This is a genomic window from Actinomadura madurae (genome assembly GCF_900115095.1).
Lineage (GTDB): Bacteria > Actinomycetota > Actinomycetes > Streptosporangiales > Streptosporangiaceae > Spirillospora > Spirillospora madurae.
On record NZ_FOVH01000012.1, the window covers coordinates 136700 to 154478 of the forward strand.

A 17779-nucleotide genomic window follows, 5' to 3' on the forward strand; every position below is an offset into this window, starting at 1 on the left:
CGGATGCGTTCAAGTGGGTCCTTCCATATGAGGGCGGACGCCGTAAAGTATGGCGTCGGTGACATCTGGTGACCATTGGCCCCTGTGTGGACCGTGGCCGCGTGGCAACGGGGGCACGGCCCGCGCGACGCTCCGGTGGAAAGGAATCCCGGCCGTGCCCCGTCCCGAGCGCGCGCTCGACCCGGACGCCGGCCCCCTCCAGCGGTTCGCCCACGAGCTGCGCGAGCTGCGGCGGCAGGCGGGTGAGCCCGGCTACCGGCAACTGGCCGAGGCGACCCGGTTCTCCGCGTCGGCGCTGGCCGCGGCGGCACGGGGGGAGCGGCTCCCCAGCCTCCAGGTCGCCCTCGCCTACGTCGAGGCCTGCGACGGCGACCGGGAGCGATGGCGGCGCGCCTGGCACGACGTGCGCCGCGAGCTCGCTGGGGAGACGGAGGAGCACGCGGCCGAGCCGCCGTACCTGGGGCTGTCCCGGTACGAGGCGGAGGACGCCGGGAGGTTCTTCGGCCGTGCGGAGCTGGTGGACGAGATCCTGGCCCGCCTCGACCGGAACCGGTTCGTCGCCGTGTTCGGGCCGTCGGGGAGCGGGAAGTCGTCGCTGCTGCGGGCGGGGGTCGTCCCGCGCCTCGGCCCGGGGGCGGCGGTCGTCACGCCCGGGGCGCCCGAGCCGCTTCCGGAGGCCGAGGCGCTGATCGTCGACCAGTTCGAGGAGGTCTTCACGCTCCACCCGGACGTGTCCGAGCGCCACGCGCTCGTCGACGCCCTGCTCGACCGTCCGGGACGGGTGGTCATCGCGGTGCGGGCCGACTTCTACGGGCACTGCGCCGAGCATCCGGGGCTGACCGCGGCCCTGCGGAACGCGAGCGTGCTGGTCGGCTCGATGCGCGGCGAGGACCTGCGCGAGGCGATCGTCAAACCCGCCGCGAACGCCGGGCTGATGGTCGAGCCCGCGCTGGTGGCGCGGGTGATCCAGGACGCCGGCACCGAGCCGGGCGCGCTGCCGCTGATCTCCCATGCCCTCCTGGAGACGTGGAAGCGGCGCAAGGGCAAGAACCTCACGCTCGCGGGCTACGACGCCGCGGGCGGCGTCCACGGCGCGATCGCGGACACCGCCGAGAGCGTCTACCGGACGCTCCCGGAGGCGGAACGGCAGGCCGCCCGGCGATTACTGCTCCGGATGGTCAACGTCACCGAGACGGGACCCGGCCACGGCACGCGGCGGCCCGCCCACCGGTCAGAGGGGGACGGCGCCCTCATCGAGCGGCTGGCCGGCGCGCGGCTGGTCGCCATCGACGGGGACACCGTTGAGATCGCGCACGAGGCGCTGATCCGGACCTGGCCGCGGCTGCGGGACTGGATCTCCGCGGACCAGGAGGGACTGCGCCTGCACCGCAGGCTCGGCGTCGCCGCCGTCGAGTGGGAGGCGATGGGACGCGACGAGGGGGACCTCCACCAGGGCGCGCGGCTGGACGCGACGACCGAGTGGGCGGACGCCCACCCGGACGACCTCACCGTGCGCGAGCGCGCCTTCCTGGACGCGTCCATCGCCGCGGAGCAGGCCAGGAGGGCCGCCGCCGAACACCGCACGCGCACCCTCCAGGGCTTGGTGGCGGCGCTGTCGGTGCTGCTGCTCGTCGCGACGGGAGCCGGGACGGTGGCGGTCACCGAACGGGTCGAGGCCGACGACCAGCGCCGGCGCGCCCGGTCCCGCCAGCTGGCCGCCGAGGCCATGGCGCGGCTGCCCGCGGACGTCCCCGGCGCCGCCGACCGCGCGGTGCGAGCCCACCGGACGGCGCCCACGCTGGACGCCCGCGGCGCCCTGCTGAGCATCGCGGGACGGCAGCCGTACCAGTACCGGTTGGCCGGGCACGCGGGCATGGTCAAGTCGGTGGCGTTCAGCCCGGACGGCCGGGAGCTCGCGACCGGCGGCCAGGACGGCGCCGTGATCACATGGGATCCGGAGCGGCGCGTCCCGCGCGCCCGGTTCGCGTCGTCCGGGGGCGCGGTCCGCATCCTGGAGTACAGCCCGGACGGGCGCCTGCTCGCGACCGCGGACCTCGGCGGCGTGATCACGCTGTGGCGGACGTCGGACCACGTCCCGGTGCGCCGGATGAGGATGGCGGGCGTTCTGGACGGCCTGGCCTTCAGCCCCGACGGCCGCCGGCTCGCCGCGGCGGGCGCGGCCCGCACGGCCGCCGTCTGGGACGTCGCCACCGGCCGCGAGGTCGACGCGATCGACGGCCACGGCGGCCTGACGACGGAGGTGGCCTACGCCCCCGACGGCCGCACGGTGGCGATCGCGGGCGACGACGGCCGCGTCGCGCTCTGGCGTCCGGACGACGACCGGGTCCGGACGGTGAAGGTCGGCGACGCCCTGCTCACCGCCGTCGCCTTCAGCCCGGACGGCCGGTCGCTGGCCGCCGCGGGCGACGACGACGAGGTCCACCTGCTGGACCTGGAGAGCGGTGAGGAGCGAGGCCCGGCACGGCGGATGCAGCATACCGACACGATCTCGGCGCTGGCCTTCACCGACGGCGGGCGGACGCTCGTCTCCAGTGGATACGACCGGACCGTCAAGCTCTGGGAGACCGCCTCCCGAACGAACATCACCACGCTCACCGGGCACAGCGGCGGGATCTACGACATCGCCGTGAGCCCCGACGGGAACCGGATCGCCTCGGCCGCGCTCGACCAGACCACCCTCGTCTGGGACCTGCGGCGCACGCCGTACATCGGCCACACCGACTGGGTCAACGACATCGCCCTCGATCCCGGCGGGAAGGGGTTCGTCTCCGTGGGCCAGGACGGCGGCCTGCGCTGGTGGGACACGGCGTCGCGGCGCCCGGCCGCCACCGTCTCCGCGCATCCTCGCGGTGCCGCCGTGGTGGACCACGGTTCCGGGCTGGTCGTCACGGGCGGCGACGACGCCCTGATCCACATCTGGCGGGACCGCCGACGCGTCGGCACGCTGCGCGGCCACACCGACAAGATCTACGCCCTCGACCTCGCCCCGGACGGGAGGACGCTCGCCGCGGCGGACCAGAGCGGCGCCCTCATCCTCTGGGACGTGCCCACCCGCCGGCGGACCGCCGTGCTGAAACGGGGCCGGCCGCTGGTGAAGGGCCTCGCGTTCGGCCCGCACGGGCGGATGCTCGCCACCGGCGACGACGACCGCGCGGTGACGCTCTGGGACGTGCAACGCCGGCAGCGGACGGCCGTCCTGCCCGGACACCCCGGCAGGGTGGCGAGCATCGCGATCAGCCCGGACGGGCGGCTCCTCGCCGCGGGCGGGGGCGGCGGCGAGGTCCTGCTGTGGGACCTGCGCCACCGCCGCCGGGCAGGCCGGCTGCGCGGCCACGCGGCCGAGATACGGGCGATCGCGTTCAGCCCGTCCGGCCGCCGGCTCGCCACCGCCGGGCTCGACCGCACGGTGGTCGTCTGGGACGTTTCCCGGCGCTCGAAATGGGCCGTCCTCACGGGCCATTCCGACGTGGTCCTCGGCCTGGACTTCAGCCGGGACGACCGGACCCTGCTGTCCTCCGGCGGAGACCAGACGATCACCACGTGGGACCTCGACCTCCGCCGCGCCGCCGCCACCGTCTCCGCACTCCGCTGAACCGCCCCTATCCGCCGAAGACGGGGATGTTCGGGATCTTGCCGAAGCTCACGGCGTCGAGCGTGACGGTCTTGGTCCCGGCGGGCGGCGCCGTCAGGTAGACGTACGAGCGGTACGGCGTCTTCGGCCGCCAGTACATGATGGCCGAGCCGACGTACGTCCCTTCCTCCTCGCTTCCCTGGGGAGCGGTGCGCACCGGCAGGTAGGTCTTCCCCGAGCCGTCGGTGACGCTGAACCCGTTCACCCCCTGACCGCCGAAGATCCCTTCGCCGCCGAAGGCGGCCGGCTCGACCCCCTCGGCCTCGCTGGTCGCCTCCACCACCCCGACCAGGAAGGCGCCGTCCCGGTAGAAGGGGTGGACGCGCAGCCGGAACGGCACCGGCTCGCCGATGCTGTTGCGGCCGTCGGCCCGGCGCTCGGCGACGACCCCGCCCGGGGCCGCCCGGAACTCCGCGGGACGTCCCGCGCCCGCCGCGCCGCCGCCCGTCCCTCCGGCGGCTCCGGGGTCCCCGGCCTTGAGGCCGTAGGAGATCTCGACCCGCCGGTTGCGGGCTCGGGCCTGGGGATCGTCGGCGCCGTTCTTCTCCTCCTCGACCAGCGGCTCGTCCGCCCCCTTGCCCGAGACCGCGAACCGCACCTGCCCGAGCTTGGGCGCGATCGCCGCCTGCACCGCCCTCGCGCGGCGCTCCGAGAGGCTCTGGTTGTAGCTCCGGGTGCCCTTGCCGTCGGTGTGGCCCTCGATCGTCACCGGCTTGGAGGGGTCGGCACGCTGGGCCATCTCCTGCGCGATCTTGTCGAGGATGCCCTGGGCCTTACCGGAGAGCCTGTCCGAGTCGAAGGCGAACAGGACGTCGCTGCGCAGGCCCTCGATCTGCGTCCCGGCACCGGTCGTCGACGTTCCGCTCTCCCCGTCGATCTGGTCGTAGAGGTCCTTGACGACGGGCTCGGTGCCCGGGGCCGGCGGCTCGACGGCGTACACCTTGGTCTGGCCCGGCTCCGGACCGGCGGTCCCGGAGACGGTGGGGCCCGGCGGCGTCGCTCCCGGCGGCGGCGCGGCCGGGCCGTCGGTCACCGTGACGCCGGGCAGCTCCGAGGTGCTGCCCGGCGTCAACACCGAGACCTGCTTGACCGTGGACGGAAGGGCGGGGAACCAGATGTCCGACTCGTACCGGACGCCCCTGGTGAAGAACAGCTCGCGGGGGCTCAGCTCGTAGTGGGCCATCGCCTTGTACAGCTTGCGGCCCACCGGATCGAGCAGCTCATAGCCGCCGAAGCCGAGGTTGCTTCCCCTGCCGCCTTCGTCCAGGTAGTTGACCGCCACCCGCAGCTTCGTGAACTCGCCCCGCCGCTCAAGGCCGAGCACCTCCAAGCGGTACTTGCTGGCCCGGGTGTCGGTGATGGACAGCCCGCCGAAGAGCCCTTCGCGGGCGATGACGGCATCTCTCCGGCCGAGGGTCGCCTCGGACGAGGCGCCTGACCCGCCGCCCCCTTTCTCCTTTTCTCCGTCTCCTCCGGGACAGGCGGTGAGCGCCAACCCGAGCCCCACGGACAGGGTCGCGAGACGCATTGACTTCATGGACGTGGTGCTGATGACGCGCACGGGAGTCCTCGAATGGTGGGGGCCTGCTAGTGACCGCAGGGAAGCTACCTCCGAGGATGTTGTGCACCAAGGGGCCTCTTGCCTGCACAACCCCCGCCCCGCGCCCCGACTTTTAGAGCGGTCGTGCGGGGGTGACCGCCTGGCGGTGGACGACCAGGTCGAACCACTGCCGCACGGTGCCGCCGGTGGCGTAGGAGTCGTAGGGAAGTTCAGGGGTCTCGGTGGCGATACCGCGCGTGGCGATCGGAGACCGCAGCCACTCGCGCACCGGCGCGGGCGCGTCCACGCGCAGGTCCATGAGCAGCTGGTCGAAGCGGGTGGCCTGACCGAACGGGCGCTCGACCCACCCCTCGCGCGGCGGCGGCATCTCGACCGTCCCGCTTTCCCCGGCGATCGTCCCGTGGTCGAAGGTGAACCCGATCGACCGGTAGCCGTCCCCGAACCAACGGCGCAGGTACGACCCGACGCTCGCGAAGGCCATCTCGCCCTGCTCCGGGCTGAACAGGCGCATGCCCGGAGCGACGGCGGTGTGCGGGGTGGCCGCCCAGTACACGACCTTGCCGTGGTGACGGCCGCGCCACCAGCGCAGGTTCTCCGCCGCGCGGGCGTCCCGGAAGGCATAGGACGTCTGACGCGGAATGTAGTAGTTGAGATAGAAGGAGCGGATCTGCTTGGCGGCGTGCACCGCCAGCGAGTACGCCCGGTCGCCGGGCCGGTGCGGCAGTCGCTCGACCATGTCGTACAGGTCGCGGGCGTGCTCGACGTACGGCTTCTTGTCCTTCACCTCGTTCATGTACCAGCGGGCGTGGGCCCAGGCGTCCGGCTTCGTCGGCCGGAGCCACTCCATGTGCCTTCGCAGTTCGGGGACGAGCGACGGCGCGGCCTTCGCGACGTGCGCGTCGACGATGTCGTAGGCCGGGAGCCAGGTCGTGTAGTACTCCACGCCCACGAACCTGACCTGGTCGCTCTTCTTGCGTCCCTTGTTGAAGTCGCGCAGCCAGGTGAGCGCGTCCGCCGTGTCGCGGTTGGCCCAGGCGCCGCTCGTCCGCCGCAGGAGCGCGTCGATGTCCCCCTCGCCGGTGCGGACGTACCGGTCGATCTCCAGGCCGAGCGTCCAGTCGTCCTCCCAGGCGATGGACCGGAACCCCATCCGCTCCACCAGGTAGCGCAAGGTGCGGTGCTTGAGAGCGGTCACCTCCCGCAGCCCGTGCTGCGGCTCGCCCAGGCCGACGATCGAGGCGTTCCCCACCGAACGCCGCAGGGGCTCCAGGTCGTCCAGCGGCGCAGCCGGATCGACCGTCCCGAGCCGATGCGCGTTCCTCTCGATCCAAGCGGTCACCGCCCGCGTCTCCAGGACGGTGGACGCGGCTGCGGGACGCGCGGCCGTCTCGGCGGACGCCTGCGCGGTGAGGCCGACACCCGAGAACAGAACGACCGTCCCGGCGGCGGATGCGACGAACCGCAACGCTGTGCGCTGTTTCATGGCGGATTCCTTCCAGCTGGCTGTGCTGCGATGCCGCACACGTTGGCCGCAAGGTCCGTCCCACCACATCCGCCCACGGGAGACTCCGCAAATACCCCCAACGCCGTACACACCGCCCGCCGGGCGTCGGCCGGGGTGGACGAGGGTGTTCGTGGCGGCGCTGATCGTGTTTCACAGCCACAGGTGGCCGGGGTCGTGGAGGTGGATGAGGGTGCAGATACGAGGTCCACGCCGCGACCGGCAAGCAGAAGGAGCACGCCTACCTGAAGGAGGTCGGGGCCGCCGCGGTCGTGGAGCGCGAGTCGCTCACCGGCGAGCCGAAACCCCTGGCCAAGCAGCGGTGGGCCGCCGGAATCGACAGCGTCGGCGGGCCCACCCTGGCCAACGTGCTCTCCCAGGTCCGCTACGGCGGGGCGGTCGCGGCCTGCGGCCTGGCCGGCGGCCCGGGGCTGCCGGCGACGGTGATGCCCTTCATCCTGCGCAACGTCTCGCTGCTGGGCGTCGGTTCGGTGAACGCCCCGATCGCCTTGCGCCACGAAGCCTGGTCACGCTGAACGACCTTTTCACGGCCGACGAACTGCGCACCGTGGTCAACGACGCCGCCCTCAAGGACGTCCCCGCACTCGCCGCAAAACTCCTCAAAGGCGAAATCCGCGGCCGCATCGTGATCAACGTCTGACCGATAGTGGGTTGATCGCGGTCAGCTCGCCAGCAGGTCGTTCATGCGGTCGATCTCGGCCAGCTGGGTGGACTGGACGTCGCGTGCCATCTGCTGGACGGTGACGTCGGTGCCTTTGTCCAGGACGTCCTTGGCCATGGTGAGCGCGCCCTGGTGATGGGTGATCATCAGCTTGAGGTAGAGCTCGTCGAACGTCCCGCCACGCGCGTCCCGCAGCTGCTTCAACTGCTCCGGCGTGGCCATTCCCGCCATGCCGGTGTGCGCGCCGTGATTGCGGCCGTGCGCCTTCAGGACGGCCTCGGCGTTCTGCTTCAGCCACGACCGCATCGTCTCGATCTCGACCTTCTGCGCCGCGTCGATGCGGGAGGCCAGCGACCGAACCCGCTGGTCAGAGGCCCGGGACGGAGCCAGCGCGGACATCTCCAGCGCCTGCGCGTGGTGGGGGATCATCATCTGCACGAACCCGACCTCGGCCGCGGTGGGCGGCGCGGCCTTGCGCGGACCCGCGACCTGCGTCTTGTTGGGCTCGCCCGGCCGGCCCGGCACCAGCACGGACCTCGACGGGGCCGCCTCGGGTTCGGCGTCGCCGCTGCAAGCCGTCAGGGTGCCGGCGGCCATCGCGACCGCCACGCCCACCACCGCGATCCGGTGCCGCATCGAACCTCCCACGTCCAGCCGGCCACCCGGACCGTACCCGCAGAACGGACCAGAGCAAAAGGGTCCTTTGATCAAAAAATGCCGATATACAAGCTCAAACCTGTACAGACATCTCGAAACCCTCGATACTCCAGAATCGAGCCTGTTCTCGGGGGTCATGGAGACAAAGGAGTCAGGGTGCCGCCAGTTATCAAGCGACGTACCAGACGCAGAAGCCTCTTGGGGACCCTCTCGGGCCTTGTGCTGGTGATCTCGGCCGCGTTCGTCCCGGCGGCCTCGGCCGGCCCGGCCGGGGACGAGATCAGCAAGACGCCCAACATGCATCATCTGGCGAACATCCCCAAGCAGGGGCCGCTCGCCGCACCCGCCGCGTACGGCTCGGACTGGGCCTTCAAGGGACGGTACGCCTTCGGCGGGAACTACGAGGGCTTCACGGTCTACGACATCAGCCGACCCCAGAAGCCGCGGGTCGTCACGGTCGTGCACTGCCCCGGATCCCAGAACGACGTGTCCATCGCCGGGAACCTGCTGTTCCTGTCGACGGACAGCTCGCGGAGCGACGACTCGTGCCAGTCCGTGGCCAAGCCCGCGACCGACAAGACGGCGTGGGAGGGCATCAAGATCTTCGACATCAGCGACGTGCGCAACCCGCGCTACGTCAAGGCCGTCGAGACCAAGTGCGGCTCCCACACCAACACCCTCGTCCCGGGCAAGCGCACGGCCTACATCTACGTGTCGTCGTACAACCCGAGCGACACCTACCCGGACTGCCGGCCTCCGCACGACCTCATCTCGATCGTGAAGGTCCCGTTGCGGAACCCGACCGCGGCGAGCGTGGCGGCCGAGCCGGTGCTGTTCCCGGACGGCGGCAACCCGGGTGACCCCCCGGACACGCCGTGGCCCGGCCAGACCAGGGCCACCTCGGGCTGCCACGACCTCACCGCCTACCCCGACAAGGACCTGATGGCCGGGGCGTGCATGGGCGACGGCGTGCTGTTCGACATCTCCGACCCGCTCAAGCCGCGCACCATCACCAGCGTGCGCGACGACGAGAACTTCGCGTTCTGGCACTCGGCGACGTTCAACAACCGCGCCAACAAGATCGTCTTCACCGACGAGCTGGGCGGCGGCTCCGCGGCCACCTGCAACCCGACGATCGGTCAGGAGAAGGGCGCCAACGCCATCTACGACATCGTCGGCAAGGGCAAGCACCGCAAGCTGAAGTTCCGCAGCTACTACAAGATCCCGCGGCACAACACCGACAACGAGAACTGCGTGGCCCACAACGGCTCGCTGATCCCGGTGAAGGGCAAGGACATCATGGTGCAGTCCTGGTACCAGGGCGGCATCTCGGTCATGGACTTCACCGACTCCCGGAACCCCAAGGAGATCGCCTGGCTCGACCGCGGTCCGTGGGCGGACAACCTGCAGTACCTGGCCGGCACGTGGTCCACGTACTACTACAACGGCTACATCTACTCCAACGAGATCCAGCGGGGCCTGGACGTCATCGACCTCCGTGACCCGCGCACCGACCGGGCCAAGCGCGTCAGGCTGGACGTGCTCAACGCCCAGTCCCAGCCCAACTACTACGACTGACCTGACCGGACGGGTCCTCGCCCCCGCCGAGCCGTGAGCCCGGCGGGGCCGAGGACCCCCCTGTCGCGCTTTCTCGCCGTACCGGACGGGGCCCGGTCGAGCGGGACGGTGATCGCGTATCGAGATGCTCTGGACGCCGCTGAAGGCCCACCACGGGGCGGGCTCCAGGCTCCGCCTTCCAGGGTCTAGAGGACCGGGCGGCCTTCGATCGCCACCGTTCGCACGAGCGCCGCGCTGGGGCGGTGGAGTGCTTCGGTGAGCGGGACGTGCAGCAGAAGCAGGTCGGCGGGGGCACCGGCCTGGACCGTCCTGATCCGTCCGCCCGGTTCTTCGGGTGGGGTGAGGTAGGCGTGCAGGGCGGTGAGCGGGGCGATGCGTTCGGCCGGCCCGACGGTCGTTCCCGATCGGGCGCGGCGGTGGACGGCCGCGGTCATCACCTGCCAGGGGTCCAGTGGCCCGTACGGGGCGTCGCTGGAGAGGCCGACCGGCACCCCGGCCACTCGTAGCGACGCGTACCGGTAGAGGTCGCGGTGGTCTTCGGCTGCGACGTCGCGCAGGTAGTCGTCACCCCGATCGGCGATGAAGCCGGGCTGGGTGACCACGCGCACGCCGCGCCGGGCGATGTCGTCGATCAGCTCGGCCGGGACGAGGGCGGCATGCTCGACGCGGTCGCCGCCGAAGGCCGGTCCTGCCTGGTCGAGTGCGGCCAGCAGGAGCACCAGCGCCTCGCGGGTGACGCAGTGCGCGGCGATGGGACGGCCCCGGTCGTGCGCGGCGCGGATGCGGTCGCTGAGGTCGTCGAGACCGGGCAGGGCGGAGTCGGCGATCACGATCTTGTAGGGGCCGGCGCTGATGCGGGGGTCGGTGGTGAGGGCGTCCAGGGGGGCGCCCAGGAGGTGGAGGCGCTGGGGGAGCGTCCCGCCGGCCACGGCGCGGTCGAAGGCGGCCAGCGCGGCGGGACCGAGGTCGGGGGTGGCGTCGGTGACCGCTGTGATGCCGAACCCGGCCAGCTCCCTCGCCACGTCGTCGAGCGGCAGCGGAGGTGAGGGCGGCAGGCGGGTGCGCAGCCAGGCGTCGGCCCGCCATAGCCGCCCGGTGGGTGTGCCGTGCGGGTCGCGTTCGATGCCGGGGTGGCCCGCGGCGGCGAGCCCGGTGGCCGTCAGGGCGGCGGTGTTGAGCATCCACAGGGCGCCGCTGCGGTGCTGGACGCGGAGGGGACGGTGCGGTTGGAGCCGGTCCAGGGCCGCGGCGTCCAGGTCACCGGCGACGGTCTCGATGTAGCCGGTGCCGCGGATCCAGCCGTGCTCGTCGGGGGCCGCGTCCCAGAGGGCGGCGGCCAGCCCGGCGTGGTCGCTGACCTGGGGAGGCCCGCAAGGGACGGAGTGGCGGCGGGCCGCGAGTGCGTGCAGGTGCAGGTGATGGTCGCACAGCCCGGGGATCAGGGCGCCGCCTCGGCACTCCACGACGCGCTCGCCGGGACGGCGCGGCAGGCTGTGGCCGATCTCGGCGATCCTGTCTCCGGCGATGCGGACGTCGGCGCGCCGCGGACCGCCGTCGAGCTCGGCGTCCCGCAGCAGCAACCCCGTCTCCTTCACGGGGCAGCGATCCCCAGCTCGCGCAGCACCTCGCGGGTGTGTTCGCCCATCGCTGCGGCGGGTCCGGCGGCTCGGCGGACGGCCGGGAGGGCGACGGGCACCGGCCCGTCCGCGGTGTCGACGGCCCAGCCGTCCCCGTCCCGGGTGGCGGCGGGCGAGGGGATGTCCGGATCACCGGTGCCAAGGGTGGCGGCCACGACGTCGGACATCGCCACGTCCCACAGCATGCCGCCACCGCCGGGCGGGGCCGTGGAGGCGAGCACGGCGGCGGTGAGCCCGGTCAGCGGGTCGGCCAGAGCGTCCCCGCAGAACAGCGGGGCCCCGTCCCGCTCGTGGCAGACCAGGCCGGCGGTGGCCGCGACATCGTCGCCGAAGCCGATCCCGTCGTCGTCGCGTCCGTGGGCGGTGATCGACACCCAGGTGGTGCCGGCGGCCACGGCCGCCCCGGCGTCCAAGCCGAACCGGGCCAGGGCACGCGGGCGGGACGCCTCGATGACGATGTCGGCCGCGTCCACCAGGGCGGACAGCGCGCGCCTTCCGGCGGGGGCGCCCGGGTCGAGGACGACCGAGCGGTGGCCGGCGTGCAGCAACCGGTAGAAGCCGGGATGGCCGTACCGCGCGCCGTCCGGGCGGGCCGGGGTCTCCACCTTCACCACCCGCGCCCCGGCCAGTCCCAGCAGGTGCGCGCACAGCGGCCCGGCCCACAGCGCGCTGAAATCGACCACCAGCGCCCCCTCCAGGGTGCACGGCTCCAGCGGTTCGGGAAGCGGCGCCGGGGAACGCCGCCGCGCCACCGCGCCGGCCGCCACCCCCAGCAGGCGGGCACGTTCGGTCAGGTCGGCTCCGGTGTGCTCGCGGAGCCACGCGCCGAGCGCGGGCCATGGGTCGTCCCCGACCTCGGTGCCGGCCAGCGCGCCCAGCAGCGCCGGATCGTCGGGACGCGCGCAGGAGACCGCCGCCCACCCGTCGGCCGTGGGCAGCAGCCTGCACGCACCGCCCGCCGACACGCCGCCGCGTCGCCGCAGGCCGAGGAGGGCTGCGCGCTCGGACAGCAGCCGGGGTCCGTCCACGCACACCGCACGTCCCGTCCGGCTGGTGTGGTCGGAGAACCGCTCGGCCAGCGCCCGCGCGGTGGCGGCGCCGTTCCCCGGCGGCACGAGCGGCGGCCCGTCCGGGCGTCCGGTCAGCGCCACCACCCCGGAGGACGCCCACGCCTCCGCCCCCACCGCGTTCACCTGCGGTGATCTCCGGTCACCCGGCACGGATCGATCGGCATGAGCCGAAGATACACTTTCCGGCATTCACTCCCCGGAGTCTGTATTGCGAGGTGAGCGATGGGCGGACCACCGCGCCTGTCCCTGGCCGAGTTCGCCGACGGCGCCGCCGACGGCCCGCTGATGGACGGCCACGGATCCGTGCTCGCCCCGCTCATGGCCGTCGATCTGGGCGGCGCCGCCGACCCCGCGACCCTGCGGGCCGCGACGCGGCGGGCACGCGACGGCGACCGCGTGCTGATCGGCCTGCTGCCCGGCGGCGGGGCGTCCACCGGACTGTCGCGGGCGCTCGACCTCACCCTCGCCCCTCCAGGTGCCGCGACGGGCCGGGAAATCGTCGTCGTCGACGACCCCGAAGCGGCGCTCGGCGAACTGCACCGGGCGGTAACGGGCAATCCGCTGGCGTCACTGGTACTGCGCGATGTGCTGCGCACCACCGAGTCGATGCCCGTCCCCGCCGCCCTGGACGTCGAGTCCTACGCCTACTCCACCCTGCTCGGCGGCCCGGAGTTCGTGCGCTGGCTCAAGCAGCGCGGCCCGCGTCCCCTGCCGCCCGTGGTGGAGGATCCGGTGCTGGTGGTCCGGGACGACCCGGAGCCCGGAACCCTGCGCGTCACCCTCAACCGGCCCGAGCGCCGCAACGCCTACGGACGGCAACTGCGTGACGCCCTGGTGGACGCCCTTCAGGTCGCGCTCCTCGACAGCGATATCGGGCACGTCGTCCTGGACGCGGAAGGGCCCGCGTTCTGCTCCGGCGGCGATCTCGATGAGTTCGGCACCGCACCCGACCTGGCCACCGCCCATCTCGTCCGGACCCGCGCGGGCGCCGGGCGGCTGGTCCACCGCCTCGCCGGGCGGACGTCGGCGCGGCTGCACGGCGCCTGCGTCGGCGCCGGCATCGAGATCCCCGCGTTCGCCGGGACAGTGACCGCCAGGCCCGGCACCACGTTCCGCCTGCCGGAGGTGTCCATGGGGCTGATCCCGGGGGCGGGCGGAACGGTCAGCATCCCGCGCCGCATCGGCCGCTGGCGCACCCTGCACCTAGCGCTCACCGGAGCGCCGATCGACGTCGACACCGCCCACTCCTGGGGCCTGGTCGACCATAACTAGGGACGAGACCGTTCGGGCTGTCAGACGTCGGCGGCGGTGCGGAAGCCCGTGTTGCCGCTGGAGCTGTCGGGGGTGTTGCCGGTGCGGGCGGCGACGCGGTAGCGGTTGCAGTAGGACTCGTGGCACAGGTACGACCCGCCGCGCATCGAGCGGTGGGTGGGGTTGAACCAGTCGGCGCACCACTCCCAGACGTTGCCGGACACGTTGTACAGGCCGAAACCGTTCGGCGCGAACGCATCGACGGGTGCGGTGCCGGCGTAGCCGTCTTCTTCGGTGTTGTGCACGGGAAAGCGGCCCTGCCAGATGTTGCACCGGTGTTCACCGCCGGGCGTGAGCTCGTCACCCCACGGGTAGCGCGCCTGGTCGAGCCCGCCGCGGGCGCTGTACTCCCATTCGGCTTCGGTGGGCAGGCGGCGCCCGGCCCAGCGGCTGTAGGCGACCGCGTCGTTCCAGGACACGTGCACGACCGGGTGGTCCTGACGCGTCTCGACATCGCTGCCCGGGCCCTCCGGTGCGCGCCAAGACGCGCCCCTGACGGCCAGCCACCATGGTGCCTGCTCCGGCCGCGGCGCACCTCGGCGCAGGGGGGCGGGCACGAACTTCGCGAACACGTAGGTCCAGCCGAACGCCTCGGCCTCCGTGCGGTACCCGGTCGCATCGACGAACTCGGCGAAGCGAGCGTTGGTCACGGCGTAGGCGTCGATGGCGAACGGCTCCACGGTCACCTCGCGCACCGGGCCTTCGCCGTCGTCGGGGAACCCGTCCGCAGCGTCGGTTCCCATCCGGAACGTGCCGCCCGGCAAGGTGATAAGCCCGTTGGTGTTGGTGGCGCCCGTGGTGGGAGCGTCGAGGGCCGCACGGGGCTCACGGGGTGATCGGGACGGTGGGCAGCAGTGGCGCACGGCGGTGGAACCTCCTGGCTGAGCATTGGCTGCGCGGTGACGAGTGCGGTCGTCGTCCGCCGGGGCCAAGGGCCGGCGACCGCGCTAGCCCCTGATTAAGAGGATACCTATTTTTGGCTGCGGAAGCGGCGAGCCTCGCCGGCGGTCGGCTGCGCTCCCGCCTTGCCGCCACTGGACAGCGATCACGCATGCACTCAATGCATGAAACCAGCCGTGAAGTGCATTGGACACCGCGAGCATTCGGCGGTGTCATGGAGTGACCAGGATGAGGACACTCTTATGAGTGACGGTGAGCGGACCTTCGGGACCACCGGCCTGAATCGTGCCCACGCCGCCTTCCAGCGCATGAGGAGATGACCCATGGAACACCGCGAGGGTCAGTTGAGCTTGGTGTTGTTCTTCAATCCGGTCGGTCGTTTCACGCACAGCTGGCGGCGGCCGGGCAGTGGGGTCGAGGACCTGCTGGGTTTGGAGATGGCGACGTATTCCGCGCGGCGGGCGGAGGAGGCGAAGTTCGATGCGATCTTCATTTCGGACAAGGCCTCGTTCGATGATGACCCGGTGAATCCTGACCTGTGTCCTTATGAGCCTTTGACGACGCTGGGTGCGTTGAGTGCGGTGACCCGGAATGTGGGTCTCATCGCGACCGTGTCGACCACTTTCACCGAGCCGTATAACACCGCGCGGATGATGGCCCAGCTCGACTTTCTGTCGAAGGGGCGAGTCGGGTGGAACGTGGTGACGTCCTACAGCGGCGCGCAGAATTTCAATGCGACGATGCCGGCGAAAGCGGAGCGGTACGCGCGGGCGCAGGAATTCCTTGATGTCACCCGGCTGCTGTGGGATGCGTGGGAGGACGACGCGGTCGTCATGGACCGGGAGCGGGGGGTGTGGGCCGATCACAGCAAGATCCACCACCCGCGGTTCGAGGGCGCCCACTTCACGGTCCAGGACGCGCTGACGATGCCGCGCTCGCCGCAGGGCCATCCCGTCATCGTCCAGGCGGGGCAGTCGCAAGAGGGCATCGCTTTCGCCGCCCGTAATGCCGAGGTGGTCTTCGCCTCGCAGAGCGATATCGAGGGCGCGGTCTCCTTCTACGCCAAGCTCAAGGGCCGTGTCGCCGAGTTCGGGCGTCCGCCCGGCGCGGTCACGGTCCTGCCCGGGCTCATCCCGGTGGTCGGTGAGACCCAGGCGGAGGCCGATGAGATCGCCGAGATGCTCGCCGATCTCATCACCGTCGAGGTCGGCCTGGCCGATCTCAGCTTCCAGCTCATCGGTGCCGACCTGACCGGTCTGGACCTCGACGAACCGATCCCCGTGGAGCGGCTGCCCACTGTCGAGGACGCGGCGCGCAGCACGATGCTCAACGCCAGCCGGTATCGGAACATGTACCAGATCATCACCCAGGACAAGCCGACGCTGCGTCAGCTGATCCGGACCCGGACCAAGTCGGCCAGCCATCAGCTGCTGCGGGGCACCGCGAGCGGTATCGCCGACCAGATGCAGAAATGGTACGACCAGCGGGCATGCGATGGATTCACCATCACACCGCCGTACATGCCCGAAGGGCTGGACCGGATCTGCGACCTGCTGGTGCCCGAACTCCAGGACCGCGGCTGCTTCCGCACCGAATACCAAGGATCGACACTCCGCGACACGCTTGGCCTCGAACGCCCCGCCCCGCTTCGAGAGGTCGAGCCGTCGCCCGCATTGGCCGTCCCGCAAGCCGCGGGCGTACTGGCTCAGCAGTCATGACCGGGATCGACAGGACCCTGTTCACTCGGGACAAGCTCTTCATCGGCGGTGAGTGGGTCGAACCTTCGACAGAGGCGCGCATCGACATCGTCAATCCCTGCACCGAGGAGATCATCGGGTCCGTTCCCGAGGCGGGCATGGCCGACGCCGATCGTGCGATCGCGGCCGCGACCGACGCGTTCGCGGCCAGCCCCTGGCGCGGCCTCACCTATGTGGAGCGGGCGGAATACCTGGAGCGGCTCGCCCAGGAGCTCGAAAAGCGCGCTGAGGATATCGCGACCGTCCACATCAACGATTTTGGTGGTCTCGTCGGTCCGGGCAGAATGCTGGCGGCCCGCGGGGCGGCCATTGTGCGGAGCTACGTGCAGTTCGCTCAGCAGCTTCCCCCGGGTGTCGAGCGCCGCCGGGTCGGGGACGTCGAGGCGCTCGTCGTGCACGAGCCGGTGGGGCCGGTGCTCGGGATCGTCCCGTGGAACACGACCTTCGCGATCACCCTGGTCAAGCTCGCGCCGGCACTGCTCGCCGGCTGCCCGGTCGTCATCAAGATCGCGTTCGAAAGCCCGATGAACAGTTTCCTCATCGCGGACGCGATCGAGGCGGCCGGTATCCCGAAGGGGCTGGTGAGTTTCCTGCCGGCCGACCGCCCACCCCTGGAGGGCATCACCTCCCGGCCGGAGTTCCGGCACATCTCCTTCACCGGCAGTACGGCCGCCGGAATCGGGATCATGAAGGACGCGGCCGAGAACGTCACCGACGTGACCCTCGAACTCGGGGGCAAGTCCCCGGGAATCGTCCTCGACGACCTGGACCCCGCAAAGGACGCGCACGTCGTGTTCGCCGGGACGATGAGTCAGGCCGGGCAGGTCTGCACGACGTACTCCCGGCTTTTCGTGCCCAGGGCGATGGAGCAGGAGTGGCGCACCGCGCTCACCGAGTTCTACTCATCCCTTGTCATCGGCGACCCGAGCGACCGTGCCACCCAGGTCGGACCGCTCGTCTCGGCAGGCCATCGGAGCAAGGTCGAGAATTACATCCGCATCGCGCGCGACGAAGGCGCCACCATCCTCACCGGTGGGGGCCGGCCGGAGTCGATGCCGCACGGCTACTTCGTCGAGCCGACACTCGTCGCCGACGTCCACCCGGACATGCGGATCGTCCGGGAGGAGGTGTTCGGGCCGGTCATCACCCTGCAGGCCTACGACACCATCGATGAGGCGATCGTGATGGCCAACGACACCGAGTACGGCCTCGCCGCGGGCATCTTCACCCGCGATGAGGAACGTGGGCTGTCGATCGCGGGCCGCATCGAGGCGGGCACCATCACCCTCAACATGGGCGGGGCGTGCCTGCTGGTGCCCTTCGGGGGCTACAAGAAGTCCGGCCTCGGGCGGGAGGGCGGCCTGGAGTCCGTCCTGGCACTCCTGGAGATCAAGCAGATTCAGGTCGGTCAGGTCTGAGCCGAAACAACCGGCATAAAAAGAATACTTTCTAGCGCTTGCGTGCAGGATTATT

The 17779-nt window shown here is 71.6% G+C and carries 11 protein-coding genes and 1 pseudogene; 6 read left to right on the forward strand and 6 right to left on the reverse strand.

Features of this window, described 5'->3' with window-relative positions; genetic code table 11:
- The first annotated feature begins 154 nt into the window (after positions 1 to 154).
- Complete coding sequence (locus BM339_RS30195; protein WP_075023048.1) at positions 155 to 3613, forward strand: nSTAND1 domain-containing NTPase; 3459 nt, start codon at positions 155 to 157, stop codon at positions 3611 to 3613.
- Between the two features lie 7 nt (positions 3614 to 3620).
- Here BM339_RS30195 and BM339_RS30200 read toward each other — a convergent pair whose 3' ends face one another.
- Together BM339_RS30200 and BM339_RS30205 are read right to left on the reverse strand one after the other, a co-directional pair.
- Positions 3621 to 5189, reverse strand: a complete 1569-nt coding sequence (locus BM339_RS30200; protein WP_143118662.1) for an OmpA family protein — start codon at positions 5187 to 5189, stop codon at positions 3621 to 3623.
- 136 nt (positions 5190 to 5325) lie between these two features.
- A complete protein-coding gene (locus BM339_RS30205) occupies positions 5326 to 6696 on the reverse strand; it encodes an erythromycin esterase family protein (RefSeq protein ID WP_177287817.1) in 1371 nt (456 codons plus the stop codon).
- A gap of 221 nt (positions 6697 to 6917) precedes the next feature.
- Between BM339_RS30205 and BM339_RS30210 the strand changes: the two are divergent.
- Positions 6918 to 7250 (forward strand): annotated as a pseudogene (locus tag BM339_RS30210) (zinc-binding dehydrogenase); the annotation flags it as partial.
- Positions 7251 to 7396: 146 nt separating this feature from the next.
- On the opposite strand, the gene BM339_RS30215 reads toward BM339_RS30210, so the two are convergent.
- Complete coding sequence (locus tag BM339_RS30215; protein ID WP_075023052.1) at positions 7397 to 8032, reverse strand: DUF305 domain-containing protein; 636 nt, start codon at positions 8030 to 8032, stop codon at positions 7397 to 7399.
- A 240-nt stretch (positions 8033 to 8272) separates the two neighbouring features.
- Here BM339_RS30215 and BM339_RS30220 point away from each other — a divergent pair, with 240 nt between their 5' ends.
- Positions 8273 to 9631, forward strand: coding sequence for an LVIVD repeat-containing protein (locus BM339_RS30220; protein ID WP_021591896.1), 1359 nt, complete (start codon positions 8273 to 8275; stop codon positions 9629 to 9631).
- A 185-nt stretch (positions 9632 to 9816) separates the two neighbouring features.
- On the opposite strand, the gene BM339_RS30225 is transcribed toward BM339_RS30220, so the two are convergent.
- The gene (locus BM339_RS30225; RefSeq protein ID WP_083598127.1) at positions 9817 to 11226 is read right to left on the reverse strand and encodes an amidohydrolase family protein; all 1410 of its coding nucleotides are present in this window, start codon (positions 11224 to 11226) and stop codon (positions 9817 to 9819) included.
- Complete coding sequence (locus BM339_RS30230) at positions 11223 to 12461, reverse strand: CoA transferase (RefSeq protein ID WP_075023054.1); 1239 nt, start codon at positions 12459 to 12461, stop codon at positions 11223 to 11225. The genes BM339_RS30225 and BM339_RS30230 overlap by 4 nt, the downstream gene beginning before the upstream one ends.
- 99 nt (positions 12462 to 12560) lie before the next feature.
- Here BM339_RS30230 and BM339_RS30235 point away from each other — a divergent pair, with 99 nt between their 5' ends.
- Positions 12561 to 13610, forward strand: a complete 1050-nt coding sequence (locus BM339_RS30235) for an enoyl-CoA hydratase/isomerase family protein (protein ID WP_075023055.1) — start codon at positions 12561 to 12563, stop codon at positions 13608 to 13610.
- Between the two features lie 20 nt (positions 13611 to 13630).
- Here BM339_RS30235 and BM339_RS30240 read toward each other — a convergent pair whose 3' ends face one another.
- On the reverse strand, positions 13631 to 14512 hold the full coding sequence (locus BM339_RS30240; protein ID WP_033329904.1) for a formylglycine-generating enzyme family protein: 882 nt from the start codon (positions 14510 to 14512) through the stop codon (positions 13631 to 13633).
- Positions 14513 to 14872: 360 nt separating this feature from the next.
- Between BM339_RS30240 and BM339_RS30245 the strand changes: the two genes are divergently transcribed.
- Together BM339_RS30245 and BM339_RS30250 are read left to right on the forward strand one after the other, a co-directional pair.
- On the forward strand, positions 14873 to 16267 hold the full coding sequence (locus BM339_RS30245; RefSeq protein WP_075023056.1) for an NtaA/DmoA family FMN-dependent monooxygenase: 1395 nt from the start codon (positions 14873 to 14875) through the stop codon (positions 16265 to 16267).
- A complete protein-coding gene (locus tag BM339_RS30250) occupies positions 16264 to 17724 on the forward strand; it encodes an aldehyde dehydrogenase family protein (protein WP_021594005.1) in 1461 nt (486 codons plus the stop codon). The genes BM339_RS30245 and BM339_RS30250 overlap by 4 nt, the downstream gene beginning before the upstream one ends.
- Positions 17725 to 17779: the final 55 nt, after the last annotated feature.